Source organism: Knoellia sp. LjRoot47 (assembly GCF_964253435.1).
Lineage (GTDB): Bacteria > Actinomycetota > Actinomycetes > Actinomycetales > Dermatophilaceae > Knoellia.
The window spans coordinates 176,904-203,424 of record NZ_CAXUQS020000001.1; the positions used below are offsets into that span (position 1 = coordinate 176,904).

Below are 26,521 nucleotides of genomic sequence, written 5' to 3' on the forward strand. Positions count from 1 at the left end.
GTGCCCACGCCTCTCGACGCCGTCCACCTCGGCGCGCGCGTCGTCGTCAGATCGCGACTCGCCCCCGGCCCCGAGGCCCCCGGCGACGGCCCGTCGATGACCGACGCGGTCGGCACGCTCGTCTCCCGGACCGCGGACGAGGTCGTCGTCGCCACCCGCCACGGCGACGTGAGGATCCCGGTCGACCGCATCGTCGCGGCCAAGGAGGTCCCGCCCCGCCCGAGCCGTCGCGGCGCACCGCACCTCGCCGTCTCGGTGGCCGACCTCCAGCGCGTCATGGGCCCGGCCTGGGGCGCCATCGAGCGCGAGTCGCTCGGCGACTGGGAGCTGCGCGCCTCACAGGGCTTCACCCAGCGCGGCAACTCCGTGCTGCCCGTCGGGGACCCGGGGCTCCCCCTCGCCGAGGCCGTGGACCGGGTCGAGGCCTGGTATGCCGTCCGCGGCCTCCCTGCCCGGGTGTCCCTCGCCGGGCCGACCGGCTTCGAGCCGGCCGACGACCCGCTGGGCGCCGAGCTGCTGTCGCGCGGCTGGACGAGCGGTGACCGGACCCTCAACCTCACGTCGTCGACCGAGACCGTCGCCGCAACCGCGGCGGCGACCCCCGACACCGGTGGCGCCGAGGTCCGGATCTCCGCCGACCTCGACGACGCCTGGCTCGACGCCTACTCCCAGAGCCGCCCCCTCGACCGCGACATCGCGGCGCAGGTGCTCACCGGCAGTCCCGACCAGCTCTTCGCCGCCATCGGCCTCGGTGGCGGGCTGGCCCAGCGTCTCGGCATGTCCACCCCCGGGTCGCGCGACCCGCGACCCGTCGCCATCGGCCGCCTCGCGCTCGCCCAGGGGTGGGCCGGTCTCGCGGCAGTGTGGACCGACCCGGCGATGCGCGGGCGTGGGCTGGCGACTCGCGTCACGACCGCACTGGCCGTGCGGGCGCGGGCGGACGGCATACGACTCGTCCACCTGCAGGTGGAGGCCGACAACGCGACCGCCATCCGTCTCTACGAGCGCCTCGGGTTCGAGCGGCACTCGAGCTACGTCTACCTCACGGCCCCGCGGCGCTGAGCGAGGGCTACTTCGCCTCGGGGTGCGTGCAGGTGACGTCGTCCTCGGGGTTGTAGTGCGTGTTGAACGCCTGGGTCCGCACCGTGGCGCCACGCTGGCGGAAGATCCGCGTCACGGTGACGTCGAAGCCGGGGGTCGGCGCCTGGGTGATGCACTTCGGCGACGGGTCGGTGATCTTCTTGGGCTGGACGACGTTGCGTCGCGGGCCCTTGTTGGCCACGACGTCCCACTTCTTGGTCCCGTAGAACGCGACGGTGACCTGGCCTCCGGTCGAGCTGGCGCGGATGTGGATGCCACCGTCGGTGGTGTTGACCCAGCGGTTGTCCGGGTACGGGTAGGAGATCGTGGCCTCGCGACCCTCGGGGTAGCGCGAGATGTAGAAGCCGTGCGCCATGTACTGCTTGAACTCGACACCGGCGAAGAAGGCCGCGTTGAACAGCGTCGTCGAGACCTGCGAGATCCCGCCGCCGTAGTTCTCGCTGAGTCGGCCCTCGGAGATGACGCCGCCCTTGACGTAGCCCTTCTCCGGGGTGCGTCGGCCGAGCACCTCGTTGAGGCTGAACGTGGCGCCCGGCGGCACGTAGGTGCCGTTGAGGGTGCGCGCGGCGAGGCGGATGTTGCTCACCCGACCACCGCCGTTGGCGTTGAAGTACGTCGTGAACGTGGAGATGAGGCCCTTGGGCAGCGTCGCGTTGGCCTGCGCCGTCGTGAACTCCGGCTGGGTGACCTTGACCGGGAGGATCGCGGCCCGCTCGGGCGAGGTCAGCGCCGCGGTCACCGGCTCGACGAGCTTGGCCGGGTCCAGCTCGACACCGGTCTGCGAGGGGACGACCGAGGGCTGCTGGCCCCGGAACCTCACGCGCGCGTCAACGGCCTCCTGCGTCGCGCCGGCCTTCTCGGCTGCCGCCGTCACGGCGGCGACGAGGACCTTGTCGTCGAACTTCGGGGTGATCTTGCCTTCGGCGTCGGCCGGGAAGGAGATGGCCGGGGCGAACGCCGCGGCCGGCATCTCGAACGTCTTGTCGCCCGCCTTGATGCTGATCGGGCCCGACATGGCCTTGTCGGCGAACTCGGTCTTGACCCGGTCGAGCTCCTCGCCCGAGACCTTGGGCGCCTTCTCGGTGACCGGGGCGACGAACGGTGCCGAGCGCGGCCACGACGACGCGACGGTCTCGGCGGTCGGGTCGACCTCGACGTTCTGGCCCGTGACCGGCTGGACGACCGTGACCTTGCCGCCGGTGAGGGCGATGGAGCCCTCCTTGGGAGCGACGGCGAGCGAGGCCGCGGCCTTGGTCACCGCTGCCTTGAGCTTGTCGTCGTCGACCTTGGTGCTGAGGGGGAGGTCCGAGCCGCCGGTGAGGTGCCCGACGACCTTGACCGGGTTGAGGCTGAAGCCGGTGAGGTCGGCGACCGACTGGTCGAGGTCGACCTCGAGACCTGCGTCGGCCGGGGCGAACGTCGCCTTCTTGTCACCGGCAGTGAGTGTCACCGGCGCGGCAGCACGCTTCTGCACACCCTTGGCGATCGCGTCGCGCGCCGCGGACGGCTGCAGGCCACCCACCTGGACCCCGCCGACCGTCGTGTCGCTCGCGATGCGGCCACTGGCCCATGCCGCGACCCCGACGTAGCCCGCCACGAGCAGCGCAAGGGCCCCGAGGATCGAGGCGGCGGCGACGCGCTTGCGTCGTCCTTGGCCCGGGTGGGGGTCGAATTCGCTGGTCATGACTGTCCTCGGTGGTGTGGTTGAGCCGTGTCGTCGGTCACGGGAGCGCGGAGTACTGTCCGCGGAAGTGTACGAGGGCGGGCCTCGGATCCCCGCCAAGCCGGGCGTCGCGGACCTCTCCCACGATGATGCTGTGGTCGCCTGCCGGGTGCACGTCGCGCACCGAGCACTCGAGGGTCGACAGGGCCCCGTCGAGCAGTGGGACACCCGACTCGGTGAGCGTGTGGGGGGCGCGGGCCATCTGTCCCGGCAGCGGGCGGCCGGGCGTCGAGAACCAGACCGCGGTGGCCCGCTGGTCGGCGGCGAGGACGCTCACGCCGAAGGTCCCGCTCTCGATCACCGCGTCGTGGAAGCGGGCGTCGGTCTCGACGCAGACGAGGAGGAGCACCGGGTCGAGCGAGACACTCGTGACCGAGTCGGCGGTCAGGGCGTGGTGGTGACCGGCGGACGTCGTCGTCACGACAGCGACCCCCTGGGCCAGCCGGCCCATGACGTGCCGGTAGACGTCGGTGTCGACCTCCACCGCTCCCCCGTCCGCCGTCGTCACAGCTCTGTCCCGACGAGCCCCGGGCGGTCGACGCCGGTGGGGCCGCTGGGGGCCACGAGCTGGCCGGTCACGGGGTCCATCACGGAGTAGCCCTCGCGGCCGGACAGGCGCGAGACCACGTCGTTGGACAGCGCGAACCAGCCGTCGCCGACGACGACCTGGGTGGCGTGCGAGCGTAGGGCCTCCTGCTGCCGCTCGACGACCGAGGGGTCGACGACGGCGTGCGTCACGAGCGCGTCGGCGACCACGGAGGGCGCGACGGGGTCGGACGGTGAGGGGACGGCATACGGGCTCCCGGGTGCGATGTGGGAGGCGAGCCAGGCACGGTCCTCGGCGACCCACGAGCTCGGTGTCAGGGTGACGAAGAGGGTCGGTGCGGTGGGCATCTGGGCCAACGCACCGCGCACCGCCTCGTGGACCCGGATGTGGTCGGGATGCCCGTAGCCGCCCTGCGGGTCGTAGGTCACGACGATGTCGGGAGCGATCGCCTCGACCGTCGAGCGCATGAGCGCACCGACCTCGGCGAGGTCGGCGCCGGCGAACGACCGCTCGTGCTCGAACGCGGCCGAGCCGACCATCCCGGAGTCGCGGTATGCCGGCCGACCCGGATCGTCCGACCCGTCGTCACCGGGCGTCGGGAGACCGAGGAGGTGGGAGGTCACGCCGAGCGTTCGCGCAGCACCGGCGAGCTCGCCGCGACGGTGCTCGGCCAGCGGGTCGCCCACGGCGCCCTCGAGGTGGGCGAGCTCCGGAGGGATGACCTCGCCCTCCTCCCCCAGCGTGCACGTGAGGACGTGCACGTCGTCGCCACGCTCGACGTGGTGCAGGATCGCGACGCCCGTCGCCAACGTCTCGTCGTCGGGGTGGGCGTGCACGAAGAGCAGTCGGGTCACTGCCGCACCGCGATGTCGGCGAGCTCCACGACGCCGCCCGTGACCTCGTTGGCGGAGAGGTTCCGCACGTCGCTGCCGGCGATGTAGAGCGCCCGCCGCTCCGCGAGGGCGATGTAGGCGCCCTGCGTGAGGAGCTTGACGTCGAGTGCGGCCCAGGCCTCCTCGCGCTTCGTCCGGTCCGCGATCGCCCCGATGATCGGGATCTCGGCGTTGACCTTGGCGTCCGCGAAGTAGCCGTAGTCACGACCCGGCCCTGCGGCGGAGACGTTGATCGAGCTGTCGAAGAGGGCCGGCAGGATCGTGCTGGCCGACGCCCATGCCGGCGACCAGTTCGACCAGAACACGTCATAGCTCTTGGCGGCCGAGGGCTGCCCGATCGTCGCGAAGTAGTCGTCCTTGAGGGGCGTGAGCTTCGGCGCGAAGCCGGCCTCGGTCCACCCGGCGACCAGGGCGGCCATGGCCTTGTCCGCGACGGGGCTCGACCGGTAGACGACGCGCAGGGGCACCGGGAGGCTCAACCCCGCCTTGCTCAGCAGCATCTTGGCCCGGTCGGCGTCACCGCGGTTGCCCGCGGCGAGGGGGTCCTCGTCGTGGTGCGCGGGGAGCGACTGAGGGATGAGCGTGCTCGTCGGACGGCCCGTCGTCGCGCCACCGAGGGCCGTGACGTAGGCCTCGCGGTTGGTCGCCACGGCCAGGGCCTGCCGGGCATCCACCGTGGCGAAGATCGGGCTCTTGAGGTTGGGCGCGAGGTAGTCGACGAGACCCGTGGCCGCGGTCACCGAACGCTCCTTGAGGGCGTCGACGGTGACGATGTGCTGCTGGATCGCCGGTGGTGCGGACCCGAGCGAGACGGCCGCGCGCGAGCTGTCGCCGTCGGCCATGACCTGCTGCGCCACCGTCTGGGTCTCGATGCCCTCCTGGTAGTCGATGCGGTCCGGGTAGGCACGACGCACCTCGTCCGTCGAGGCCTTCCAGTGCGGGTTGCGCTCCCACGTTCCGCCGGTGGAGGCCCGCCACGGCGCCGCGAGCTTGTAGGGGCCGTTGGAGAACACCTCGTAGGTGCCGTCCTTGCCCTTGTCCGCGGACTTCTTGACCGGGGCGAACGCCGGCTGGGTCACCATCTCGTTGAAGTCGCTCACCGGCGTGCTCAGGGTGAAGGTGATTGTCGAGCCCTTGCAGGCCACGGCCTTGTCGTAGGCCGCTGCGCCCGCGTTGCCGGGGACGGTCTTGGCGAAGGGACCGGCGTAGACCGACCCGCCGTTGGGCCGCTTGGGCACGGCGAGGACCGCGAGGGCGTCGGTGGCGCCGCCCTGGATCTCCGTCGTCGCGAAGGTGCGGGAGATGCCGTACTTGACGTCCTCGCAGGTGACAGGCGAGCCGTCCTCCCAGGCGATGCCCTCGCGCAGCGTGAACGTCCAGGACGTGAGGTCCTTGTTGGGCGTGCCGGCGTCGGTCGCGAGGTCGCCGACGAGTCGGGACTGGTTGCGGGGGTCGGTGCTCGGCTGGTAGGCGGTGAGGGTCCGCAGGAACGTCCGTCCGGCGAAGGCAGCGTCGTCGCGGGCACTGATCCGCTGCGGGTCCCAGCTGAGCACCGGTCCGAGCGAGAGGGCCTTGAGCGTGCCGCCCCGCTCGTCGACCCGGTCGTGGGCGGCGGCGACCTGCGGGGTCGAGGACTTCCGGTCGCCGTCCCCGCCCATGACGCTGCACCCGGCCATGCCGGAGACGAGGGCCACGACGAGAGCAGCCAGCATCGCCCAGACGCGGTTGCTGCGCTGCTGTCGTGGGCGGTGCCGGCTGCTTCGGGTGTTCACGTGCGGGTACTTCCTGGGACTTCCTGGGTGGGGACGGCGGCGGTGCGACGCCTCAGTTCTTGCGGGCGCGCGAGGCCGTGCGGCCACGCACGGTCTGGTCGAGCTCGACCTTGCGGATGCGCACGGCCTCGGGGGTCACCTCGACGCACTCGTCCTCCCGGCAGAACTCGAGGGCCTGCTCGAGGGTGAGGCGCCGCGGCGGGACGACCTTCTCGAAGTTGTCGGCGGAGGAAGCGCGCACGTTGGTGAGCTTCTTCTCCTTGGTGATGTTGACGTCCATGTCGTCGGCGCGCGAGTTCTCGCCGACGATCATGCCTTCGTAGACCTCGGTCGAGGGCTCGACGAAGAGGGTGCCGCGCTCCTGGAGGTTGACCATCGCGTAGGCGGTGACGGGACCGGTGCGGTCGGCGACGAGCGAGCCCGACGTGCGGGTCGTGATCGTGCCGAACCACGGCTCGTAGTCCTCGAAGACGTGGTGGGCGATGCCCGCGCCCCGCGTCTCGGTGAGGAACTCGGTCCGGAACCCGATGAGGCCACGCGAGGGCACGAGGAACTCCATGCGCACCCAGCCGGTGCCGTGGTTGGTCATCTGCTCCATGCGGCCCTTGCGCGCGGCGAGGAGCTGGGTGATGGCGCCGAGGTACTCGTCGGGAGTGTCGATGGTGAGGCGCTCGACCGGCTCGTGGAGCTTGCCGTCGATCTGCTGCGTGACCACCTGCGGCTTGCCGACGGTGAGCTCGAAGCCCTCGCGCTTCATCTGCTCGACGAGGATCGCGAGCGCGAGCTCGCCACGGCCCTGGACCTCCCAGGCGTCGGGACGCTCGGTGGGCAGGACGCGGAGCGAGACGTTGCCGATGAGCTCTTTGTCGAGGCGGTCCTTGACCATGCGGGCCGTGACCTTGGAGCCGCGGACGCGGCCGACCATGGGGCTGGTGTTGGTCCCGATCGTCATCGAGATGGCGGGCTCGTCGACCGTGATGACGGGCAGCGGGACCGGGTTCTCGGCGTCGGCGATGGTGTCGCCGATCATGATCTCGGGGATGCCTGCGATGGCGATGATGTCACCGGGGCGGGCGGACTTGCCCTCCTCGAGCGGCTTGCGCTCGAGCGCCTCGGTCATGAGGAGCTCGGTGATCTTGACGCGCTCGATCGAGCCGTCGTGCTTGCACCACGCGACCTGCTGGCCCTTCCTGATCTCGCCGTTGAACACGCGCAGGAGCGCGAGGCGGCCGAGGAAGTTGGAGGCGTCGAGGTTGGTGACGTGCGCCTGCAGCGGCGCCTCGGTGTCGTAGGTCGGGGCCGGGATCGTCGAGATGATCGTCTCGAACAGCGCGGTGAGGTCCTCGCCACCGGGCAGGCCGCCGTTGTCGGGACGCTCGAGGGAGGCGCGGCCGTTCTTGGCCGAGGCGTAGACGATCGGGAACTCGATCTGGTCCTCTGAGGCGTCGAGGTCGATGAAGAGCTCGTAGACCTCGTCGACGACCTCCTGGATGCGGGAGTCGGGGCGGTCGACCTTGTTGATGCAGAGGATGACCGGCATCTTGGCGGCGAGCGCCTTGCGCAGGACGAAGCGCGTCTGGGGCAGCGGGCCCTCGGACGCGTCGACGAGGAGGACGACGCCGTCCACCATGGACAGGCCGCGCTCGACCTCGCCACCGAAGTCGGCGTGGCCGGGGGTGTCGATGATGTTGATCGTCAGGCCGTCGGAGAGCCCGGCGTCCGTGGCGGCCGTGCCGCTGTAGTGGACCGCGGTGTTCTTGGCGAGGATGGTGATGCCCTTCTCGCGCTCGAGGTCACCGGAGTCCATGACGCGTTCGCCAGTGGTCTCGACGGTGGCTCGTTCCGCGAAGGCGCCGGCCTCCCAGAGCATCTTGTCGACCAGAGTGGTCTTTCCGTGGTCGACGTGCGCGACGATCGCGACGTTTCTGATGTCGTCGCGTGTAGTGATGGGCATGATGCCCAGTCTCTCAGGATTTCGCTCAGGGACGAAAACGGCGGGGAACCGCCATGAGCGCGCCCAGTGCGTCCACGATCGGGAGGTCGCCGGGAAGCCAGGGCACGGCATACAGGTCCTCCGCCGCGAGCCACCGGAGGAGGTCGTGGTCCTCGATCGGCGCGGGGTCGCCCTGTGTCACCACGGCGAGGTGCACGGTCATCGCGTATGCCGTCCCCAGCGGCCAGCGACCGCGCGCCAGTGGGCCGTCGACGCGGTCGCCCAGGGCGACCTCGACGCCGAGCTCCTCGCGGAGCTCACGGTGCAGGGCCTGAACCGGCTCCTCCCCCGGGTCGACCTTGCCTCCGGGGAACTCCCAGCCACCCGCGAGCGCCGGGGGTTCGGTGCGTCGCGCGGCGAGGAGCCGGGTCGGCGAGGAGAGGTCGTCCACGAGCGCGGCGGCGACGACCTCGACGGGGTCGTTGGGGTCGTCCGGGGGCATGCCGCAGGTCCTTCCCGTTCGCGGGTCTCACTCCGATAAACAAATGCATTGTGCAGTCGAGACGGCGGGGAATGTCGCTAGGGTCAACCCGTCCGTCGCAGCGAAGCACGACACCGTGCCCGACTGCCTGGTCGCTCCACCCTTCGGGGGCCAACCGTGGCTCCGAGGTTCGCACATCCAAGCGAGGTATCGATGACGTTCAAGCGCAAGGCGACGCCGTTCGCCGTGCTGACGGTTGCAGCGCTGGCCCTGACGGCCTGCGCCCAGTCCGACCGTGACGACTCCGGGTCGGACTCCGGCTCCTCTTCCGGGGGCGGCACGTCCACGTTCACCTTCGGCGCCGCCGGCGCTCCCAAGGTGATGGACCCCTTCTACGCCACCGACGGCGAGACCTTCCGCGTGACCCGCCAGATGTTCGAGGGTCTCGTCGGCATCAAGGCCGGCAGCGCCGAGGTCGAGCCCGAGCTCGCCGAGAAGTGGGAGCCGGACGCGAGCGGCACCAACTGGACCTTCACCCTGCGTGAGGGCGTGAAGTTCAGCGACGGCGAGCCGTTCAACGCCGACGCCGTGTGCAAGAACTTCGAGCGCATGTTCGACCAGAACGCCGCCGGCCAGGTGGCCGCCGAGTACTGGGCGACGACGTTCGGTGCCTTCAAGGCCAAGGCCGCCGAGTCCCTCTACAAGGGCTGCGAGGTCAAGGACGAGAAGACCGTGGTCCTCTCCGTCACCCGCCCGACCTCGGGCTTCCCGACCTTCCTGTCGCTCGACGCGCTGTCGATGCAGTCGCCGAAGGCCATGGACGCCGGCAAGGCCAACGAGGTCGTCGCCCAGGGCGAGGGCTTCACCTACCCGGAGTACGCCAAGAACGCGATCGGCACCGGCCCCTACAAGCTCGACAAGTACGACGAGGCCAACAAGACGGTCACGCTCGTGCGCAACGACGACTACTGGGGCGACAAGGCCAAGAACGCCAAGGTCGTCTTCAAGATCATCCCCGACGAGAGCACCCGTCGTCAGGAGCTCGAGGCCAAGAGCATCAACGGCTACGACCTCCCGAACCCCGCTGACTGGAAGGGCCTCGAGTCCGCCGGCAACAAGGTCGAGATCCGCCCGGCGTTCAACGTGTTCTACATGGGCCTCAACCCCACCAAGAACCCGAAGCTCACCGACATCAAGGTGCGCAAGGCCATCTACCAGGCGCTCAACCGCGACGAACTCGTCAAGACCCAGCTCCCCGAGGGCGCCAAGGTCGCGACGCAGATGATGCCCGACACCGTGAGCGGCTACAACAAGTCGCTCGAGGCGGTGAAGTACGACCCCGCAGCGGCCAAGGCGGCCATCAGCGCGGCCGGTGGGCTCACGCTCAACTTCGCGTACCCGTCCGAGGTCTCGCGTCCGTACATGCCCAACCCGCAGAAGCTCTACCAGGCGATGGCGGGTGACCTCGAGGCCGCCGGCATCAAGGTCAACACCATCACCAAGCCGTGGAACGGTGGCTACCTCGACGGGGTCGACGCCAACGCCTTCGACGCGTTCCTCCTCGGCTGGACGGGTGACTACGACTCGGCGCACAACTTCATCGGCACCTTCTTCGGCAACATGGACGCCAACAACTTCGGTCTCGCCAAGCAGTCGTTCGGCAAGACCCTCGTGGCGGACCTCGCCAAGGCGGACTCGATCGTCGACGAGGCCGAGCGCAACGCGGCCTACGAGAAGCTCAACCAGCAGATCCAGGAGGAGTACCTCCCGGCTCTGGCGATCAGCCACTCCCCGCCGGCGCTCGTCGTCGGTGAGGGCGTCGAGGGCATCGTCGCCTCGCCGCTCACCGCGGAGGAGTTCAGTGGAGTGACCGTCGGCGGCAAGTGAGCCTTCCCGCTCTCAACCGTTGACGGAGGTGGCCGTCCCGGCGAAAGATCGCCGGGGCGGCCACCGCCATGATGCAAGGAGGAACCCGTGCTGAGGTTCATCGTCAGACGCCTGATCCAGATGGTCGGCGTGCTCGTCGTGCTGTCGTTGTTGTTGTTCCTGTGGCTGCGCTCCCTTCCCGGAGGGACCGTCTCGGCCATCCTCGGTGAGCGCGCCACCCCGCAGTCCCGCGCCGCCATGGAAGCGCAGTTCGGCCTCGACCAGCCGATCTGGGTCCAGTACGGCAAGTTCGTCGGTCGTGTCCTCCAGGGCGACTTCGGCCCGTCGACCAGCGTGCTCCCCGGCCGGGACGCGCTCGAGATCTTCTTCCAGCGCTTCCCCGCGACGATCGAGCTGAGCTTCTTCGCGATGCTCATCGCGATCGCGCTCGGCATCCCGCTCGGCTACTTCGCCGCCCGCCGCCGCGCCAGCTTCTTCGACAACGCGTCGGTGATCTTCTCGCTCGTGGGCATCGCCGTCCCGGTCTTCTTCCTCGCGTTCCTGCTCAAGTACTTCTTCGCGATCAAGCTCGGGTGGCTGCCTGTGTCCGGGCGCCAGTCCGGCGACGTCGACGCGACCCGGGTCACCGGCTTCTTCGTCCTCGACGGCCTGCTCACGCGCGAGTTCGACGCTTCGTGGGACGCCCTCAAGCACCTCGTGCTCCCGTCGGTGGCGCTCGCGAGCATTCCGTTCGCGGTGATCTTCCGGATCACCCGCGCGGCGGTCCTCGACGTCCTCGACGAGGACTACATCCGCACCGCCGAGTCCAAGGGCCTGACCAACCGGGTCATCCGTGGCCGCCACATCCTGCGCAACGCGATGCTCCCCGTGACGACGACGATCGGTCTCCAGACCGGAGCGCTGCTCGCCGGCGCCGTGCTCACCGAGCGCGTGTTCTCGTTCGGTGGTGTGGGCGAGGCTCTCGCCCTGTCGTTCGAGCGCCGTGACTACCCGGTGCTGCAGGTCGTGATCCTCGCAGCCGCGGCCGTCTACGTCCTCGTCAACCTGTTGGTCGACATCATGTATGCCGTCATTGACCCCCGAGTCCGGACGAGGTGACCGCGATGCCCCCCTCCCCCATGGATCCGCGCCCGAACGCGAAGAAGGACCGCATCGACTCGCTGGCCAGCACAGCCGGCGAGTCCGGCGGTGCCGCCACGGCCGTCAAGGACGTCCACGTCGGTGTGGCCGGCAAGGTCAAGGACACCGGAGGCGTGTCGCTCATCGCGAGCGCCTGGGCGCGCCTGCGACGCAACCCGGTGTTCCTCATCGGCGCCGCCATCACGCTCCTCTTCGTCCTGCTGGCGCTCTTCGCACCGCTTCTCGCGCCGCACGACCCGACCAAGCGGATGCCCGAGCTGCTCGCGAACCTCAGCCGGTCCACCAACCCGGTCCCCGGTCCGCAGGACGGCTTCCCCCTCGGCTCGGACGACTTCGGCCGCGACCTACTCTCCCGGCTCATCGGCGGAGCCCGGCAGACCCTCATCGTCGGTGTCTTCGCCACGCTCTTCGGGCTCACCGGAGGCATCGCCCTCGGCACCCTCGCCGGCGCCTTCGGCGGCTGGGTCGACTCGCTCGTCATGCGTGTCGTCGACGTCATGCTGTCGATCCCGTCCCTGCTGCTCGCCGTGTCGATCGCCGCGCTGGCCCCCAAGCCGTCGCAGTGGACGGTCATCATCGCCATCGCCGTGGTGCAGGTCCCGATCTTCGCGCGGCTGCTGCGTGGTTCGATGCTCGCGCAGCGCAGCAGCGACCACGTGCTCGCCGCACGCGCCCTCGGTGTGAAGCAGAGCGCGATCGTCTTCCGGCACATGCTCCCGAACTCGCTCGGACCGGTCATCGTGCAGTCGACCCTGGTCCTCGCGACCTCGATCATCGACGCCGCCGCGCTGTCGTTCCTCGGGCTCGGCAACCCGGACGACCGCCAGCCCGAGTGGGGCCAGATGCTCGGTGCCGCACAGCAGTACATCCAGGACTACCCGCACCTCGCGTTCTACCCGGCGGCGTGCATCATCGTCGTCGCGCTCGGCTTCACCCTCATGGGCGAGTCGCTGCGCGAGGCCCTCGACCCCAAGAGCCGGAGGTGATCCGCGCATGAGCAACGCCACTGCATCGAGCACGAGCAACCCGGGCACGGACACGACCAACGTCGCCGACCGTGACAAGGCGCGCCGCTGGCGCGAGGGCGGCAGCGAGCCGCTGCTCAGGGTGCGTGACCTCCGGGTGACGTTCCAGCGCCAGGGACAGGAGCCCTTCGAGGCCGTCCAGGGCGTGAGCTTCGACGTCCACCCCGGCCAGACCGTCGGCCTCGTCGGCGAGTCCGGCTGCGGCAAGTCGGTGACCTCGCTCGCGATCATGGGTCTGCTGCCCGAACGCGGCAACAGGGTCAGCGGGACGGTCGACTACGAGGGCACCAACCTCCTCGAGCTGTCCGACCAGCAGATGCGCGACAAGCGGGGCAAGGACATCGCGATGGTCTTCCAGGACCCGCTGTCCTCCCTCAACCCGGTCATCCCGATCGGCCTGCAGGTCACCGAGGTGCTCGAGCGGCACCGCGGCATGTCCCGCAAGGCGGCCACGCCCGTCGCCCGCGAGCTCCTCGACCGCGTCGGCATCCCCGACCCGGACCGGCGTCTCAAGGACTACCCGCACCAGCTGTCGGGCGGCATGCGCCAGCGTGCGCTCATCGCCATCGCCCTGGCCTGCCAGCCGCGACTGCTCATCGCCGACGAGCCGACGACCGCGCTCGACGTGACGATCCAGGCCCAGATCCTCGCCCTGCTCAAGGAGCTCGTCGAGGAGACCGGGACGGCGCTCGTCATGATCACGCACGACCTCGGCGTCGTCGCCGGTCTCTGCGACGAGGTCAATGTGCTCTACGGCGGCCGCATCGTCGAGCGCGGCGACCGGCACGACCTCTTCGCGCAGCCGCGCCACCCCTACACCAACGGCCTGCTCGCCTCGATCCCCCGGATGGACGCCCCGCGTGGGCAGCGCCTGCAGCCCATCCCGGGCTCGGTGTCCGACAACCTGCCGTGGACGAGCGCCTGCGCCTTCGCCCCGCGGTGCTCGCAGCCGATCGAGGTCTGCACCCAGCAGATGCCCGAGCTCGAGGAGCACCACCAGCGTGCCCTGCGCTGCTTCAACCCCGTGGAGGCGACCCGATGAGCCAGACGACCACCGACGCGACGCAGCCCACGGACGGGGAGCACACGGCATACGACAGCAGTGACGTCCTCGTCGACGCCAAGGGCGTCAAGGTGCACTTCCCGATCAAGCGCGGCGTGATCTTCGACAAGACGATCGGCCACGTCTACGCCGTCGACGGTGTCGACCTGCAGATCCGCCGAGGCGAGACCTACGGCCTCGTCGGCGAGTCCGGCTGCGGCAAGTCGACGCTGGGTCGGGCGATCCTCAACCTCGAGCCGCCGACCGACGGGTCGGTGGTGTTCGACGGGGTCGACATCGCCACGCTCAAGGGTGAGGAGCTCCGCAGGAAGCGCCAGGACATCCAGATGGTCTTCCAGGACCCGCTGTCGAGCCTGGACCCGCGCCAGTCGGTCGAGTCGCTGCTCTTCGAGGGGATGAAGGCGCACGGCATCGCCAAGAACGCCAAGGAGGCCCGGCCCCGGCTCGTCGAGCTGCTCAATGCCGTCGGCCTGCCCGAGGCGGCCCTGGCGAAGTATCCGCACGAGTTCTCGGGCGGCCAGCGCCAGCGCATCGGCATCGCCCGCGCGCTGTCGGTCAACCCCAAGCTCATCGTCGCCGACGAGCCGGTGTCGGCCCTCGACGTCTCGGTGCAGGCGCAGGTCATCAACCTGCTGGAGGACCTCCAGGAGGAGTACGGCCTCACCTACCTCGTCGTCGCGCACGACCTCGCCGTCGTCCGCCACATCAGCGACCGGATCGGGGTCATGTACCTCGGGGCGCTCGCCGAGGAGGCCGTCGCCGACGACCTCTACGCGCAGCCGCTGCACCCCTACACGCGGGCGCTCATGTCCGCCGTGCCGGTGCCGGACCCGGTCATCGAGGACCGTCGCGAGCAGATCCTGCTCACCGGCGACCTGCCCTCGCCGTCGCACCCGCCGACGGGGTGCCGCTTCCACACGCGGTGCCCGTGGCGGCAGGAGACCAAGTGCGACACCGAGCGGCCGGTGCTGCGCGTCCCGGACATCCCGGGCGTCTCGCAGAGCCACCGGGTGGCGTGCCACTGGACCGAGCAGATCGAGTCCGGTGAGATCGAGCGGCACGAGGTCGTTCCCGAGGTCACCGACCTCAGCGACCTCCTCGACGGCGACGACTCCCTCATGGGCCCGGCGTCGATCTCCGAGGCGCTCTGACGCTAGCCCTGCTCGTCCGTGAGGCCGGTTCCGCGATGCGGAGCCGGCCTCACGGCACACGGCGCAGGTATGCCGTCCGCTCCCGACGTCGGGTAGGCGCGCCTTGCTGGACGGGTGCCCTCGCGAGGGACAGGCTGGGGCCATGAGCCGCCAGCTGACCGACGAGGAGATCGAGCGCCAGCTCGCCGACCTCCCCCTGTGGACCCGCGAGGGCGACGCCATCGTCGCCACCATCGAGGCGCCGGACTTCCCGGCCGCGATCCGGATCGTCGCCGACGCGGCCGACGTGGCCGAGGAGATGAACCACCACCCGGACATCGACATCCGGTGGCGCACCACGTCGTGGCTGCTCACGACGCACGACGCCGGCGGCCTCACCCAGCTCGACATCGAGCAGGCCCACCGCATCACCGAGATCGCCCAGCAGCACGGGGTCGTCATCGATGGCTGAGCCCTCCGCGGCTCTCGCCGACCACGACGAACCGCACGACCAGTCCTTCGGCGAGCGCCTCAACTGGCTGCGCGCCGGCGTCCTCGGCGCCGGTGACGGCATCGTCTCCACCGCCGGTCTCGTCATCGGCGTCGCGGCAGCGACGACCGACCGTGGCGCCATCCTCACCGCCGGTCTCGCCGGCCTCGCCGCCGGCGCCATGAGCATGGCGGTCGGGGAGTACGTCTCGGTGAGCACCCAGCGCGACGCCGAGCTCGCCCTGCTCAACAAGGAACGGCGCGAGCTGCGCGAGGAGCCCGAGGCCGAGCTCCAGGAGCTCGCCGAGCTCTACCAGGCCAAGGGGCTCAGCCCGGAGCTCGCGCAGGACGTCGCCGTCCAGCTCACCGCGCACGACGCCCTCGCCGCCCACGCCGAGACCGAGCTGGGCATCGACCCCGAGGCGCTGACGAAGCCCTGGCACGCCGCGTGGGCCTCCTTCATCGCCTTCACCGTCGGCGCCCTCATCCCGCTCGTCGCGATCGTGGTCTCGGGCGTCTCCGCCCGGGTGCCCGTCACCGTCGCAGCGGTCGTGCTCGCCCTCTTCCTCACCGGCTGGGCGAGCGCCCGGCTCGGTGGCGCCCCCATCCCACCGGCGGTGCGCCGCAACGTCCTCGGCGGCATCCTCGCCATGGCCGTCACCTATGCCATCGGCTCCCTCGTGGGCACCCAGGTCTGATGACGCGGTACCTCGTCGTCCAGCACGAGCCCGAGGCGCCCGGGGGCTGGCTCACCGAACGCTGGACCCAGGTCGGCATCACCGTCGACACCGTCCGCGGCGACCTCGCCGAGCCCGTCCCACGACACCTTGAGCACGACGCGCTCGTCGTCCTCGGTGGCGCCATGAACGCCGACGAGGACGACGCCTTCCCCTGGCTCGCACCGACCAAGTCCCTCATCCGCGCCACGGTGGCGGCCGGCATACCGACCCTCGGGGTCTGCCTCGGGCACCAGCTCATGGCCTCCGCCCTCGGCGGCGAGGTCGTCCTCAACCCCCGCGGCCGCACGAGCGGCCTCGTCCGCCTCTCCCTCGGCGCTGCCGGCGAGTCCGACCCCCTCCTGGTCGGACTCGAGGGCGTCGACGTCGTGCACTACAACGGTGACGTCGTGAGCCGCCTGCCCGACGGTGCCGAACGCCTCGCCACCGCACCCGACGGCTCCGTCCAGGCCGCGCGCTTCGGCCCCCGCGCCTGGGGCGTGCAGTTCCACCCGGAGACGACGCCCGAGATCTTCACGGGGTGGATGACGAACTTCGCCCCCGAGCCCCACGAGGCCCCCGACTCACCCGCGACCTGGCTCGCGCAGATGGAGTCCCGTCGCGAGGCCAACCGCATGACCGGGTACGCCGTCGCCGACGCCTTCGCTCGGGTGCCCCTTGCGTTCCGCGTGACGCGCTAGCGAACCTCCATCCGTCGCGCCCCCTTCCGCGTGGCAGAGACCGCGAGGGGCGACCCGACGCGCGGGCCTGGGTGGAGCGGCGCTCAGTCGCCGTCGGTGGCGCGGAAGAGGGGCTCGGCGAGCGTCGACTGCATCGCGTCCTCGAGTGAGAGCGGCTGACCGTCGGGCCCGGCGAGGGGGAGGCGCCAGTTGGGGTACTCGTCCTCGGTGCCGGGCTGGTTGATGGCGCGGCGGTCGCCGACGACGTCGGAGAGCGAGACCGCGCGCAGCACGCTCGGGGTGTGGCCGATCCAGCGGTGCATCGCCTCGACCATGGACGACGGACCGGCGCCGGGCTCGAGCCAGCCGCGGGCGACGAGGGCGTCGCGGACCGTGGCGATCGAGCGCTCCTCGGTGGCCCGCTCCTCCTCGACGGGTCGGGTGAGCAGGCCGAGGCGCTCGCGGATCGCGACGTGCTCGAGCGCGAGGAAGCCTGCGGTGGGCGGCAGGTCGTGGGTCGTCACTGACGACAGGCACAGCTCGCGGTAGTCCTCGGGCGGGATCGGGGCTCCGTCGGCGTTCTCGAACCACATGATGCTCGTGCCGAGGACGCCGCGCTCCTTGAGGTAGTCGCGGGCGTTGGCAGGCACGACGCCAAGGTCCTCGCCGATGACGACGGCGCCGGCGCGCTCCGCCTCGAGGCAGAGGATGCCGATGAGCGCTTCGTGGTCGTAGGCGACGTACGTGCCGTCGGCGGGTGTCAGTCCCTCCCCCTGCGGGATCCACCAGAGGCGGAAGAGTCCGATGACGTGGTCGACTCGGATGCCGCCGGAGTCGCGCAGCACCGTGCGGACCATGTCGCGGAAGGGGGCGTAGCCGAGCTCGGCGAGGCGCTCGGGGTGCCAGGGCGGCTGCGACCAGTTCTGGCCGAGCTGGTTGAACTGGTCCGGTGGGGCGCCGACGGTGACGCCCGTGGCGAGCGCGTCGGCCAGCCCCCACGAGTCGGCGCCGTGCGGGTGGACGCCGACGGCGAGGTCGTGGACGACCCCGAGCGACATCCCCGCGTCGAGGGCCTCGCGCTGCACCTCACCGAGCTGGCGGTCGAGCAGCCACTGGAGCCACATGTGGAACTGCACGAGGTCCTGCTGCGCGGCGGTGAACGCGGCGACGGCCGGGGAGGTCGGGTCGTGCAGCTCGACCGGCCAGTCCGTCCACGGGAGCCCGTGCCGCTCCGCGAGCGCGCACCACGTAGCGAACGTCGTCAGCCCCTCCCCCTCGCGCTCCCGGAAGCGCTCAAAGTCGCGGGCCCGCCGTCCCTCGAGTCCGAGTGCGTGGACGATGCCCAGCGCCTCACGCTTGGCGGTCCATGCCGCGTCGCGGTCGATGAGGTCGGAGGTGTTGAGTGCGCGCGCCGCCTCCCCGAGCGCGTCGACCCGGGCCCGGTCGGCCTCGTCGAGCCGCAGGACCTCGGGGATGTCGGAGATCCGGAGGTAGACCGGGTTGACGAAGCGGCGCGTCGTCGGGAGGTAGGGCGACTCCTCCATCGGCGCGATCGGCTCGGCCGCGTGCAGCGGGTTGACGAGGACGAACTCGGCGCCGAGGTCGGTCGCGGCCCACGAGGCGAGCTCCCCGAGGTCGCCGAGGTCGCCGACACCCCACGACTGCGCCGACCGCACCTGGTAGATCTGCGTCATGAGCCCGGTGACGCCGCCGTGACGCACGACCTCGGGCAGCTCGAGACGCTGCGGCGTGACGATGAGGGTGGCGGTGTCGGTCCCGTCGGCCAGTGGGGCGCCGTCGAGGTGGGCGACGATCCGGTGCCACCCGGTGGGCAGGTCCCCCGGCAGCTCGAAGGTCGCCTCGCCGACCTCGCGCCCGTCGACCACCCGGGGCTCGACCCACCGCTCGACCTGGGCCACCTCGCGCGTGCCGCCGCCCTCGAGCTCGACGGTGAGGCGTACGCCCTCCCCGTGGGGCACATGGGCGAGAACCCACGGGGTCCAGCCCTCACGGCATACGACGGTTGCGGGAAGGGTGCGCCGCCACGGACGGTTCGCGGCGTCCGCGAGCGAGGCCGCGACCGCCTCCTCCGACTCGGCGTCAACGCCGAGGGCGCCGAGGATCGTGCGCAGCGTCGTGTCCGAGATGACGGTGTGGGCACCGAGCCAGTCGTGGAAGTCGGTCGCGACGCCGTGGGCGTGAGCGAGCTCGACGAGGGCGGCGGACGGCGCTGAGGAGGTCACGCACCCATCCTGCCCGCCGACCTCGCCGGGACCGGCGAAGGGCGCCACCGCGTGTGCGGTGACGCCCTTCGTCGTGGCCGAGTCGGCTCAGGTCACGGGCTGGCCGTGGTCTCGTGGATCCCCGTGTCGAGCTTCTCGACGCGCGGGTCGCCCGCGTCGGCGAAGTAGTCGCCCTTGATGGTCTCGTCCACGCCGTTCGACACCTTCATCGCGTTGAGGACCGCGCTGATGACGGCGGCGATGACGAGGTTGATGACGAACGCCGTCATCGCGATGTAGCCCATCTGCGCGATGCCGGGGATGTTGGCGAGCGAACCACCGAAGTGCGCCCCGGTCACCGGGTTGACGACGTTGTATGCCGCGTACGTCCCGTAGACCATGCCGATGGCCCATCCGACAAGCAGGCCCCAGCGGTGGAACCAGCGCGTGTAGAGGCCGAAGACGATCGACGGGAACGTCTGAAGGATCCAGATGCCACCGAGGAGCTGGAAGTTGATCGCGTTCTGCTTGTCGAGCAGGAGCACGAAGACCAGCGCGAACGCCTTGACGACGAGCGAGACGAGCTTGGAGACCTTGGCCTCCTGCTGCGGCGTTGCCTCCGGCTTGAGCCACTCGCGGTAGATGTTGCGGGTGAACGTGTTCGCCGCTGCGATCGACATGATCGCGGCGGGCACGAGGGCACCGATCGCGATGGCCGCGAACGCGACACCCGCGAACCAGCTCGGGAACATGTCCTCGAACAGCTGCGGGATGACGAGCTGCGCGTTGGGCTTGCCGTCGAGGCCGATCGGCTTGGTGCCGGCGGCGATGGCGACCCACCCGAGCAGGGCGAGGAGGCCGAGGACGAACGAGTACGCCGGCAGGATCGCGGCGTTGCGCCGGATGACGTTGCGGCCACTGGCCGACAGGCTCGCCGTGATCGAGTGCGGGTACATGAAGAGCGCGAGCGCGGAGCCGAGGCCCAGGGTCGCGTAGGCCCACATCTGGGTGCTGCCGGGGATGAACGCGCCCGTCGGCTTGGCCGGGTCGGCCACGCTCGGCTTGGCCATCTTCTCCTGTGCCGCACCGAAGATCGCGTCCCAGCCACCGACCTTGGAGGGCAGGTAGATGATCGCGACGATGATGACGAGGTAGATGAGCGTGTCCTTGACGAACGCGATCACGGCGGGGGCCCGCAGGCCGCTGCTGTAGGTGTAGGCCGCGAGCAGCGCGAACGCGATGAAGAGCGGCGCGTCCTTGGCGAGGATGTTGTCGCCGCCGCCGAGCCCGACGACCTCGAGCACGGCCTGGATGCCGACGAGCTGGAGGGCGATGTAGGGCATCGTCGCGAGGAAGCCGGTGACGGCGATCGCGAGCGACAGCGGACGGCTGCCGTAGCGACCCTTGACGAAGTCGGCCGGCGTGACGTAGCCGTGGCGGTGGCTCACCGACCACAGCCGCGCCATGAAGACGAAGATGATCGGGTAGAGCACGATCGTGTAGGGCACGGCGAAGAAGCCGGCGACGGCTCCCGTCGCGAACATCGCGGCCGGGACCGCGACGAACGTGTATGCCGTGTAGAGGTCGCCTCCGAGGAGGAACCACGTGATCCACGTGCCGAACGAGCGACCGCCGAGGCCCCACTCGTCGAGGGACTCCATGCTCGTCGGGCGGCGCCACCGGGTGGCCATGAAGCCCATGACGGTGACGGTGCCGAAGAGCAGCACGAGGATGACCAGAGCGGTCCAGTTGACGTTGCTCATCGCTGGCCTCCATCGGCGTCGAACGGCTGACCGTCGTGCAGGTCGGTGTCGGTGGAGTCACCGATCGTCGCGCCGCCGGCGTGGCCGTGGTGGCCGTGCCTGCGGTGCGGTCGCCGCTGCGCCTCTCCCATCGGGCGGTGCGGGCGTGCCCGGAGCACGAGCTTGTAGGCGGTCCAGGTCATCGCGGAGCAGAGGAAGACCCAGAGGAACTGGTACCAGATGAAGAACGGGAAGCCCCAGAGCTTCGGCTCGATCTTGCTGTAGGAGCTGACCCACATCAGCGCGACGATCGGGATGGCCAGGAGCACCCCGGCCGCAGCGAGCAGCCCCTTGTTGGCGGGTGGGACCGTGTCATGGTCCACGACCTCGTGTTCGTCCACGAGAACAACCTCTTTCGTCTCGGATGCGGGCACCGTTGAGCGCACCACCGGTGAACACTAGGGGGTCGACGTGCTCCAGGTCACAGGGCGCGCCGCCTGTTCCCGGGCCTGCCCGAACCGTGATCTTTCTCCGTTGCGCGGCCGTATGCCGTCCTGCCACCCTTGCGCGCGTGGGCACACCGACCGGGTTCGACTGGACGCAGCGCACGGACGGCAGCGTCGTCATCACGCACCACGGTGCGGTGGCGACGGTCCTGCGCGGACGTCGCGCGCAGGACTTCGTCGACGACGCGGAGTCTGGCGACGAGCAGGAGCTCATGGCGCGGGTCACCGGCAACTACAAGCACGGCAACGAGCGCACGGCGAAGAACCACCCGCGCAACCGCTGAGCCGGTCGGCGACGACCGCGGGCCGCACCGCGGTTCTCGTCACGGCGTCACCTGTCGCGTGTTTGTGAGGACGCCGGACAGGGGCCTCCGGCGGGAGTAGCGTCGGGATGGAGGACGCCATGACGCCGTGGACCCGCAGCAGTGCCGCCGTCGCGCTCGGTGTCCTGCTGTGCGCCTGCTCCGCCACCGAGACCACGGTGCGCCCGACGCCCAGCCTCCCCGCCCGGCACACCATCGAGCCCGGGCTGCCGTGGCCGGCGCTGACCGCCGCGCCCGTCGCTCCTGTCCGCCGTGACCAGATGCAGAAGGAGCTCGAACGGTGGGTCTCCACCGGCCTGCTCCCGGGGGTCACCGCCGCGGTCGTGGGACCGGTCGGGACCTGGAGCGGAGCCGCCGGCAAGGACGGGATGGGCACCCCGCTGCGACCGGACACCGGCATGGCGCTGGCCAGCATCACCAAGACCTTCGTCGCCGCGGAGGTGATGGCGCTCGCCGAGCAGGGCAAGCTCGACCTCGACGCCCGGGCCGCGACCTACGTCAGGGTGCCGTGGGTCGCGAACGGCGTCACCGTGCGCCAGCTGCTCGGTCACCGGTCGGGCATGAGGCCGGGGCCGGACGACGCGTACGCCGACCTGTACTCCAAGCCGGCCCAGCGGTGGTCCCCCGAACGCTTCCTCGGCACCTTCCCCGTGCCCACAGGGCCTCCCGGACAGCGCTTCGAGTACGTCAACGGCAACTACACGCTTCTCGGGCTGCTCGTCGCCAAGGTCTCGGGCACGACGACGGCAGAGGCGCTGCACCGTGACCTCCTGCTGCCGCTCGGCCTGACCCGCGTGGCCTACCAGGACGACGAGGCACTCCCTCCCCCGGTCGCCGCGCACGGCGTCGACGGAGACCTCGCGGCGCCCACGAGGGCCGAGACGTACGTGCCGTTCCGCTCGGTCGCCAGCGCCGCCGGTGCCGCCGGCGGGATGGCCGCGGATGCCGCTTCCGTCGCCCGCTGGGGGTACGCGCTCTACGGTGCGCAGCGGCTCAAGCCCGCGTCGGTCGACCAGATGACCGACTTCTCCGACGGTGACGGCTACGGCCTGGGGACGTTCGACTTCACGGCCGATTACTGGCAGAACTTCGGCATGGACGGTTTCGGGCACGTCGGCGAGATCGACGGCTTCCGCACGGTGCTCGTCGTGCTCCCGGAGCACCAGCTGTCGATCGCGATCCTCAGCCCGTCGAGCACCCAGACCCACCCCTTGGTCCGCCAGCTCGTCGCCGCCGGTTCCCTCCTCGCCGACTGAGACGACAAGGTCCCACGGAACGCGACCTCTATGCCGCGTTCCGTGGGACCTTCTGGGCCGAGCCCGAGGCGTCAGACGTTGAAGCGGAACTCCACGACGTCGCCGTCCTGCATGACGTAGTCCTTGCCCTCCATGCGGACCTTGCCGGCAGCCTTGGCCGCGGCCATCGTGCCCATCTCGTCGAGGTCGGAGAACGACACGATCTCGGCCTTGATGAACCCGCGCTGGAAGTCGGTGTGGATGACGCCGGCGGCCTGCGGCGCGGTCCACCCCTGCCCGATCGTCCATGCCCGCGACTCCTTGGGGCCGGCCGTTAGGTAGGTCTGCAGCCCCAGCGTGTGGAACCCGGTGCGCGCGAGCTGGTCGAGCCCGGACTCGGTCGCACCGAACCCCTCGAGCATCTCCTGCGCATCCTCGGGCGACATGTCCATGAGGTCCATCTCGAGCTTGGCGTTGAGGAACACCGCGTCGGCGGGCGCGACGAGCTCGCGCAGCGACGACTGCAGACCTTCGTCGGTGAGCTGGTCCTCGTCGAGGTTGAACACGTAGATGAAGGGCTTCGTCGTGAGCAGCCCCAGCGCCTTCGCCTCGGCGAGGTCGACACCGGCAGCCGGCCCGCCGGCATACAGGGTCGTGCCCTCCTCGAGGACCTTCTGGGCAGCCAAGGCGTTGTCCAGCAACGGCTTGGACTCCTTCTTGATGCGGGCCTCCTTCTCGAGGCGCCCGACGGCCTTCTCGAGGGTCTGGAGGTCGGCGAGGACGAGCTCGGTGTGGATCGTCTCGATGTCCGACTCGGGCGAGACCTTGCCGTCGACGTGGACGACGTCGCCGTCCTCGAAGGCGCGCACGACCTGGCAGATGGCGTCGGCCTCGCGGATGTTGGCGAGGAACTTGTTGCCCAGGCCCTCACCCTCCGAGGCGCCGCGCACGATGCCGGCGATGTCGACGAACGAGACCGTCGCGGGGAGGATCTTCTCGGACCCGTGGATCTCCGCGAGCCGCTCGAGGCGCGCGTCCGGCAGCGGGACGACGCCGACGTTGGGCTCGATGGTCGCGAACGGGTAGTTCGCGGCGAGGACGTTGTTCTTGGTCAGGGCGTTGAACATCGTCGACTTGCCGACGTTGGGGAGCCCGACGATTCCGATGGTGAGTGCCACGGGGACAGGAGTCTAGTCGCGCGCGGGCCGTGCCCCTGCCACGCGTCGGGCCACCCAGCCGGCGAGGAGGCACGCGACGAGTCCTCCCGCGAGCAGGGCGAGGTAGGTGCCGGCCGCCGATCCGTTGCCCTCGACGAGGGCGAAGACGAGCGCGGCCAGGCAGACGACGACCCACGTGAGCAGCAGCGCCCCGACGAGCATGGCGACGAGCGCACCGAAGAAGCCCTTCGCACTCACCCGAGCCCGCCGGGGATCTCGCTGTTCTCCATGTAGGCCGCGTGCTCGCCCTGCAGGACCTGCTCCAGCATCCGGACGTTGTAGGGCGCCACGTGCGCGGCCACGTCCTCCGGAGCCACCCAGTGCACGGCCTTGAGTTCGCGCTTGAGCAGGGTGAGGTCGTCCGTGAAGGAGCGCGACACCGTGCCGAGGTCGTAGAGGAAGAGCACCGCGTCGTCCCACCCGCGCCACGGTGGCAACCAGTTGACGGTGACGAGCCCCTCGATGCCGACGCTCACCCCGAGCTCCTCGCTGATCTCGCGGACGACGCAGGCCGCCGGCGACTCCCGGGGATCGACGACACCCCCGGGCAGGTCCCACTCGGACTTGTAGGTGAGCTCGCACAGCAGGACGTCGCCGTCCTCGTTGCGGAGCAGCCCCTGGGCGATGTTGCGCTTGCGCGGCAGCCGTTCGTTGAGCACGTGGATGAACGAACGCCCACTGTCAGCCATGGCCCGAGGCTAGCCTGCGGCCCGCTGTCGGCACCCCGTGGCACGGTGTCGCCCATGAACCCGTGGATCGCGTTGGTGGTCGGCATCGTTCTCGGTGCGCTGACGGCATACCTGCTTCTCAGGCAGGCGTATGCCGTCCGCGCGGCCTCCGTGGCCACCGAGCGCGACCTGCTGCGCGAACGGGTCGTCGACCTGGAGGCATCGCTCGCCGAGGACCTCGAGACGGCCTCGCTGCTCGCTCCCCTGCGCGACGCCCTCGGCCGGGTGGAGCGCCAGGTCGGCGTGCTCGAGCGCGACCGGGTCGAGCAGTTCGGGGCGATCCGGGCGGTCATGGGGCGGGTCGAGTCCGAGGCCCAGCACCTCGGGCGTCAGACCCAGTCGCTCGCCGGCTCGCTGCGCTCGTCGTCGGTGCGCGGGTCATGGGGTGAGGTCCAGCTGCGTCGGGTCCTTGAGGCGTCCGGCATGCTCGCCCGCTGCGACTTCGAGGAGCAGGTCCGGGCTCGCAGCCGCCACGACCGCGAGGTGCGGCCCGACGTCGTCGTCCGGCTGCCCGGCGACCGCGCCCTCGTCATCGACGCCAAGGCGCCGATGGCGGCGTTCCTCGACGCCCAGACCGAGGACCTGCCCGACGACGAGCGCTCCGAGCTCCTCCGCGACCACGCCCGGGCCCTGCGCCAGCACGTCCACGGCCTCGCCGCCAAGGACTACTGGTCGGCGTTCGACACCACCCCCGAGATGGTCGTCTGCTTCGTCCCGAGCGACGCCATGCTCGCCGCGGCGCTCGCCGCCGACCCGGGGCTGCACGAGCGGGCGATGGGCGACAAGGTCGTGCTCGTCGGCCCGGGCGCGCTGCTCGCCCTGCTGCGCACCGTGGCGTTCGGGTGGCAGCAGGACTCGCTGTCGACGAGCGCCCGTGAGCTGCTCGCGCTGGGCCAGGAGCTCTACCGCCGGCTCGCGACGCTCGGCACCCACGCCGCCAAGATGGGGCGCTCGCTGCACGCGACCGTCGAGAGCTACAACCAGTTCGTCGGCGCTCTCGAGTCGCGGGTCTTCGTCACGGCCCGACGGATGCAGGACCTCGAGCTCGTCACCGACGACCTCCCCGACCTCGGGCCGGTCGAGACGGGTCCGCGTGTGCTCACCGCCGTGGAGCTGCTCGAGGTCGTCGGCGCCGAGGACGGTCGCGCCGAGCTGCTCCTCGACCCGCCCCCGCCGCAGGACAGCTCGGGCTCGCGAGCCGGGTGACCGCTCGCGCGCCTGGACAATCGGGCTCGCAAGAAGCACCTGGGCTTGCGAGCCGGCGTGAGAGCGACCGCATGGCGGGGTTCGCTGGCTCAGCGACCGACGCGGACGACCTCGCCCTCGCCCGGTACCCCGACCGTGCCGTCGCCGCCACGGAAGGCGAGCGGGACACCCCGGGCGCCGATCCCGTCGAGGGCGTCGCTCACCTGGACGTGGACGTGCGGCTCGGTGCTGTTGCCGCTGTTGCCGCACTCCCCGACCGGCTGACCGACCTCGACGGTGTCCCCCACCGCGACGCGGGCGGAACCCCGCCTCAGGTGGGCGAGCAGGACATACGGCCCACCGTCCGCGAGCGCGATGCCCACGTGGTTGCCCGCCAGCCCCACCACACCGCGTCGGGCGCGCCGGGCCTGACCCAGCATGTAGGCGGCCAGCCGCACCTGCGAGCGCCTGGCCCCGTGATCGAGCTCGGTGTCGTGCACGGCGACGACGACCCCGTCGACCGGCGCGAGGACCGGTGCGCCGAACCCGACGAACGTCTCGGGCGCCTCCACGGCCACCCACGTCCTCCACGTGTGCGGCGCCGACAGCCCTCGCTCGTCGACGGCGACGAAGTCGATGGCGTGCGAGACCCCGAACGCCTCCGTGCCGTGGCTCGGCACCCGGCGCGCGGGCGAGTTCTCCGCCCGCCACAGCCCGGTGAAGGGATAGGCGAGGACGACCGGCTCGGGTGCGCTCACGGCATACCTTCGCTGAAGCCCGGTG

25 protein-coding genes are annotated in these 26,521 nt (G+C 70.8%); 12 read left to right on the forward strand and 13 right to left on the reverse strand.

Annotated elements, in window-relative coordinates:
• Complete coding sequence (locus ACSQ11_RS00805; protein WP_436002135.1) at positions 1 to 1,062, forward strand: GNAT family N-acetyltransferase; 1,062 nt, start codon at positions 1 to 3, stop codon at positions 1,060 to 1,062.
• Positions 1,063 to 1,069: 7 nt separating this feature from the next.
• On the opposite strand, the gene ACSQ11_RS00810 is transcribed toward ACSQ11_RS00805, so the two are convergent.
• Genes ACSQ11_RS00810 through ACSQ11_RS00835 form a run of 6 tightly spaced genes read right to left on the reverse strand, consistent with a single transcriptional unit; the run spans position 1,070 to position 8,471 of the window.
• A complete protein-coding gene (locus tag ACSQ11_RS00810; protein ID WP_436002137.1) occupies positions 1,070 to 2,785 on the reverse strand; it encodes a VanW family protein in 1,716 nt (571 codons plus the stop codon).
• Between the two features lie 37 nt (positions 2,786 to 2,822).
• Complete coding sequence (locus ACSQ11_RS00815) at positions 2,823 to 3,308, reverse strand: flavin reductase family protein (protein ID WP_436002139.1); 486 nt, start codon at positions 3,306 to 3,308, stop codon at positions 2,823 to 2,825.
• A 20-nt stretch (positions 3,309 to 3,328) separates the two neighbouring features.
• Entirely contained in the window at positions 3,329 to 4,225 is an 897-nt protein-coding gene (locus ACSQ11_RS00820; protein ID WP_436002141.1) for a PIG-L family deacetylase, read from the reverse strand.
• A complete protein-coding gene (locus ACSQ11_RS00825) occupies positions 4,222 to 6,036 on the reverse strand; it encodes an ABC transporter substrate-binding protein (RefSeq protein ID WP_436002143.1) in 1,815 nt (604 codons plus the stop codon). Before ACSQ11_RS00825 ends, ACSQ11_RS00820 begins: the two co-directional genes overlap by 4 nt.
• A gap of 52 nt (positions 6,037 to 6,088) precedes the next feature.
• Complete coding sequence (typA, locus tag ACSQ11_RS00830; RefSeq protein ID WP_436002145.1) at positions 6,089 to 7,990, reverse strand: translational GTPase TypA; 1,902 nt, start codon at positions 7,988 to 7,990, stop codon at positions 6,089 to 6,091.
• A gap of 25 nt (positions 7,991 to 8,015) precedes the next feature.
• Entirely contained in the window at positions 8,016 to 8,471 is a 456-nt protein-coding gene (locus ACSQ11_RS00835; protein ID WP_436002147.1) for a (deoxy)nucleoside triphosphate pyrophosphohydrolase, read from the reverse strand.
• Between the two features lie 192 nt (positions 8,472 to 8,663).
• On the opposite strand from ACSQ11_RS00835, the gene ACSQ11_RS00840 reads away from it, so the two are divergent.
• The 8 genes from ACSQ11_RS00840 to ACSQ11_RS00875 all read left to right on the forward strand — a co-directional run bounded on the left by ACSQ11_RS00840 (position 8,664) and on the right by ACSQ11_RS00875 (position 16,601).
• Complete coding sequence (locus tag ACSQ11_RS00840) at positions 8,664 to 10,337, forward strand: ABC transporter substrate-binding protein (RefSeq protein ID WP_436002149.1); 1,674 nt, start codon at positions 8,664 to 8,666, stop codon at positions 10,335 to 10,337.
• Between the two features lie 87 nt (positions 10,338 to 10,424).
• Positions 10,425 to 11,435, forward strand: coding sequence for an ABC transporter permease (locus ACSQ11_RS00845; protein ID WP_436002151.1), 1,011 nt, complete (start codon positions 10,425 to 10,427; stop codon positions 11,433 to 11,435).
• 5 nt (positions 11,436 to 11,440) lie between these two features.
• Entirely contained in the window at positions 11,441 to 12,463 is a 1,023-nt protein-coding gene (locus tag ACSQ11_RS00850) for an ABC transporter permease (protein WP_436002153.1), read from the forward strand.
• A 7-nt stretch (positions 12,464 to 12,470) separates the two neighbouring features.
• Positions 12,471 to 13,544 carry an ABC transporter ATP-binding protein gene (locus ACSQ11_RS00855; protein WP_436002155.1) on the forward strand — a complete coding sequence of 358 codons (1,074 nt, stop codon included), beginning with the start codon at positions 12,471 to 12,473 and terminating at the stop codon, positions 13,542 to 13,544.
• Positions 13,541 to 14,716 (forward strand): ABC transporter ATP-binding protein, encoded by a 1,176-nt coding sequence (locus tag ACSQ11_RS00860; protein ID WP_436002157.1) that lies wholly within the window; start codon positions 13,541 to 13,543, stop codon positions 14,714 to 14,716. Before ACSQ11_RS00855 ends, ACSQ11_RS00860 begins: the two co-directional genes overlap by 4 nt.
• Positions 14,717 to 14,858: 142 nt before the next feature.
• Complete coding sequence (locus ACSQ11_RS00865) at positions 14,859 to 15,167, forward strand: 4a-hydroxytetrahydrobiopterin dehydratase (RefSeq protein ID WP_436002159.1); 309 nt, start codon at positions 14,859 to 14,861, stop codon at positions 15,165 to 15,167.
• Positions 15,160 to 15,882 carry a VIT1/CCC1 transporter family protein gene (locus ACSQ11_RS00870; RefSeq protein WP_436002161.1) on the forward strand — a complete coding sequence of 241 codons (723 nt, stop codon included), beginning with the start codon at positions 15,160 to 15,162 and terminating at the stop codon, positions 15,880 to 15,882. Before ACSQ11_RS00865 ends, ACSQ11_RS00870 begins: the two co-directional genes overlap by 8 nt.
• A complete protein-coding gene (locus ACSQ11_RS00875) occupies positions 15,882 to 16,601 on the forward strand; it encodes a type 1 glutamine amidotransferase (protein WP_436002163.1) in 720 nt (239 codons plus the stop codon). The genes ACSQ11_RS00870 and ACSQ11_RS00875 overlap by 1 nt, the downstream gene beginning before the upstream one ends.
• Positions 16,602 to 16,684: 83 nt before the next feature.
• Here ACSQ11_RS00875 and malQ read toward each other — a convergent pair whose 3' ends face one another.
• The 3 genes from malQ to ACSQ11_RS00890 form a co-directional block, all read right to left on the reverse strand.
• Positions 16,685 to 18,823, reverse strand: a complete 2,139-nt coding sequence (gene malQ, locus ACSQ11_RS00880; protein ID WP_436002165.1) for a 4-alpha-glucanotransferase — start codon at positions 18,821 to 18,823, stop codon at positions 16,685 to 16,687.
• Positions 18,824 to 18,915: 92 nt separating this feature from the next.
• Positions 18,916 to 20,565, reverse strand: coding sequence for a monocarboxylate uptake permease MctP (gene mctP, locus ACSQ11_RS00885; RefSeq protein WP_436002167.1), 1,650 nt, complete (start codon positions 20,563 to 20,565; stop codon positions 18,916 to 18,918).
• Positions 20,562 to 20,945, reverse strand: a complete 384-nt coding sequence (locus tag ACSQ11_RS00890; protein ID WP_436002169.1) for a DUF3311 domain-containing protein — start codon at positions 20,943 to 20,945, stop codon at positions 20,562 to 20,564. Before ACSQ11_RS00890 ends, mctP begins: the two co-directional genes overlap by 4 nt.
• Before the next feature lie 170 nt (positions 20,946 to 21,115).
• Here ACSQ11_RS00890 and ACSQ11_RS00895 point away from each other — a divergent pair, with 170 nt between their 5' ends.
• Positions 21,116 to 21,334 carry a hypothetical protein gene (locus ACSQ11_RS00895; RefSeq protein WP_436002171.1) on the forward strand — a complete coding sequence of 73 codons (219 nt, stop codon included), beginning with the start codon at positions 21,116 to 21,118 and terminating at the stop codon, positions 21,332 to 21,334.
• 119 nt (positions 21,335 to 21,453) lie between these two features.
• Positions 21,454 to 22,629: a serine hydrolase domain-containing protein gene (locus ACSQ11_RS00900; protein ID WP_436002173.1), complete on the forward strand. Its 1,176-nt coding sequence runs from the start codon at positions 21,454 to 21,456 to the stop codon at positions 22,627 to 22,629.
• A gap of 71 nt (positions 22,630 to 22,700) precedes the next feature.
• On the opposite strand, the gene ychF is transcribed toward ACSQ11_RS00900, so the two are convergent.
• From ychF to ACSQ11_RS00915, 3 genes are read right to left on the reverse strand one after another with little or no spacing between them, the layout of a single operon-like run.
• Positions 22,701 to 23,786 (reverse strand): redox-regulated ATPase YchF, encoded by a 1,086-nt coding sequence (ychF, locus tag ACSQ11_RS00905; protein WP_436002174.1) that lies wholly within the window; start codon positions 23,784 to 23,786, stop codon positions 22,701 to 22,703.
• A gap of 12 nt (positions 23,787 to 23,798) precedes the next feature.
• Positions 23,799 to 24,023: a hypothetical protein gene (locus ACSQ11_RS00910; protein WP_436002175.1), complete on the reverse strand. Its 225-nt coding sequence runs from the start codon at positions 24,021 to 24,023 to the stop codon at positions 23,799 to 23,801.
• Positions 24,020 to 24,514, reverse strand: a complete 495-nt coding sequence (locus tag ACSQ11_RS00915; RefSeq protein ID WP_436002176.1) for an NUDIX domain-containing protein — start codon at positions 24,512 to 24,514, stop codon at positions 24,020 to 24,022. The genes ACSQ11_RS00910 and ACSQ11_RS00915 overlap by 4 nt, the downstream gene beginning before the upstream one ends.
• Positions 24,515 to 24,568: 54 nt before the next feature.
• Between ACSQ11_RS00915 and ACSQ11_RS00920 the strand changes: the two genes are divergently transcribed.
• Positions 24,569 to 25,759 carry a DNA recombination protein RmuC gene (locus ACSQ11_RS00920; RefSeq protein WP_436002177.1) on the forward strand — a complete coding sequence of 397 codons (1,191 nt, stop codon included), beginning with the start codon at positions 24,569 to 24,571 and terminating at the stop codon, positions 25,757 to 25,759.
• Between the two features lie 89 nt (positions 25,760 to 25,848).
• Here the strand turns inward: ACSQ11_RS00920 and ACSQ11_RS00925 are convergent, their stop codons facing one another.
• Positions 25,849 to 26,496: a M23 family metallopeptidase gene (locus ACSQ11_RS00925; RefSeq protein ID WP_436002178.1), complete on the reverse strand. Its 648-nt coding sequence runs from the start codon at positions 26,494 to 26,496 to the stop codon at positions 25,849 to 25,851.
• Between the last annotated feature and the right edge of the window lie 25 nt (positions 26,497 to 26,521).

What these genes read in the sequence shown, in the direction of transcription:
- ACSQ11_RS00865 (WP_436002159.1), top strand. Translation starts at nt 14,859, where the DNA reads ATGAGCCGCCAGCTGACCGACGAGGAGATCGAGCGCCAGCTCGCCGAC.
- ACSQ11_RS00860 (WP_436002157.1), top strand. Translation starts at nt 13,541, where the DNA reads ATGAGCCAGACGACCACCGACGCGACGCAGCCCACGGACGGGGAGCAC.
- ACSQ11_RS00850 (WP_436002153.1), top strand. Translation starts at nt 11,441, where the DNA reads ATGCCCCCCTCCCCCATGGATCCGCGCCCGAACGCGAAGAAGGACCGC.
- mctP (WP_436002167.1), bottom strand. Translation starts at nt 20,565, where the DNA reads ATGAGCAACGTCAACTGGACCGCTCTGGTCATCCTCGTGCTGCTCTTC.
- ACSQ11_RS00840 (WP_436002149.1), top strand. Translation starts at nt 8,664, where the DNA reads ATGACGTTCAAGCGCAAGGCGACGCCGTTCGCCGTGCTGACGGTTGCA.
- typA (WP_436002145.1), bottom strand. Translation starts at nt 7,990, where the DNA reads ATGCCCATCACTACACGCGACGACATCAGAAACGTCGCGATCGTCGCG.
- ACSQ11_RS00810 (WP_436002137.1), bottom strand. Translation starts at nt 2,785, where the DNA reads ATGACCAGCGAATTCGACCCCCACCCGGGCCAAGGACGACGCAAGCGC.
- ACSQ11_RS00835 (WP_436002147.1), bottom strand. Translation starts at nt 8,471, where the DNA reads ATGCCCCCGGACGACCCCAACGACCCCGTCGAGGTCGTCGCCGCCGCG.
- ACSQ11_RS00870 (WP_436002161.1), top strand. Translation starts at nt 15,160, where the DNA reads ATGGCTGAGCCCTCCGCGGCTCTCGCCGACCACGACGAACCGCACGAC.
- ACSQ11_RS00920 (WP_436002177.1), top strand. Translation starts at nt 24,569, where the DNA reads ATGAACCCGTGGATCGCGTTGGTGGTCGGCATCGTTCTCGGTGCGCTG.
- ACSQ11_RS00855 (WP_436002155.1), top strand. Translation starts at nt 12,471, where the DNA reads ATGAGCAACGCCACTGCATCGAGCACGAGCAACCCGGGCACGGACACG.
- ACSQ11_RS00900 (WP_436002173.1), top strand. Translation starts at nt 21,454, where the DNA reads ATGACGCCGTGGACCCGCAGCAGTGCCGCCGTCGCGCTCGGTGTCCTG.
- ACSQ11_RS00875 (WP_436002163.1), top strand. Translation starts at nt 15,882, where the DNA reads ATGACGCGGTACCTCGTCGTCCAGCACGAGCCCGAGGCGCCCGGGGGC.
- ACSQ11_RS00915 (WP_436002176.1), bottom strand. Translation starts at nt 24,514, where the DNA reads ATGGCTGACAGTGGGCGTTCGTTCATCCACGTGCTCAACGAACGGCTG.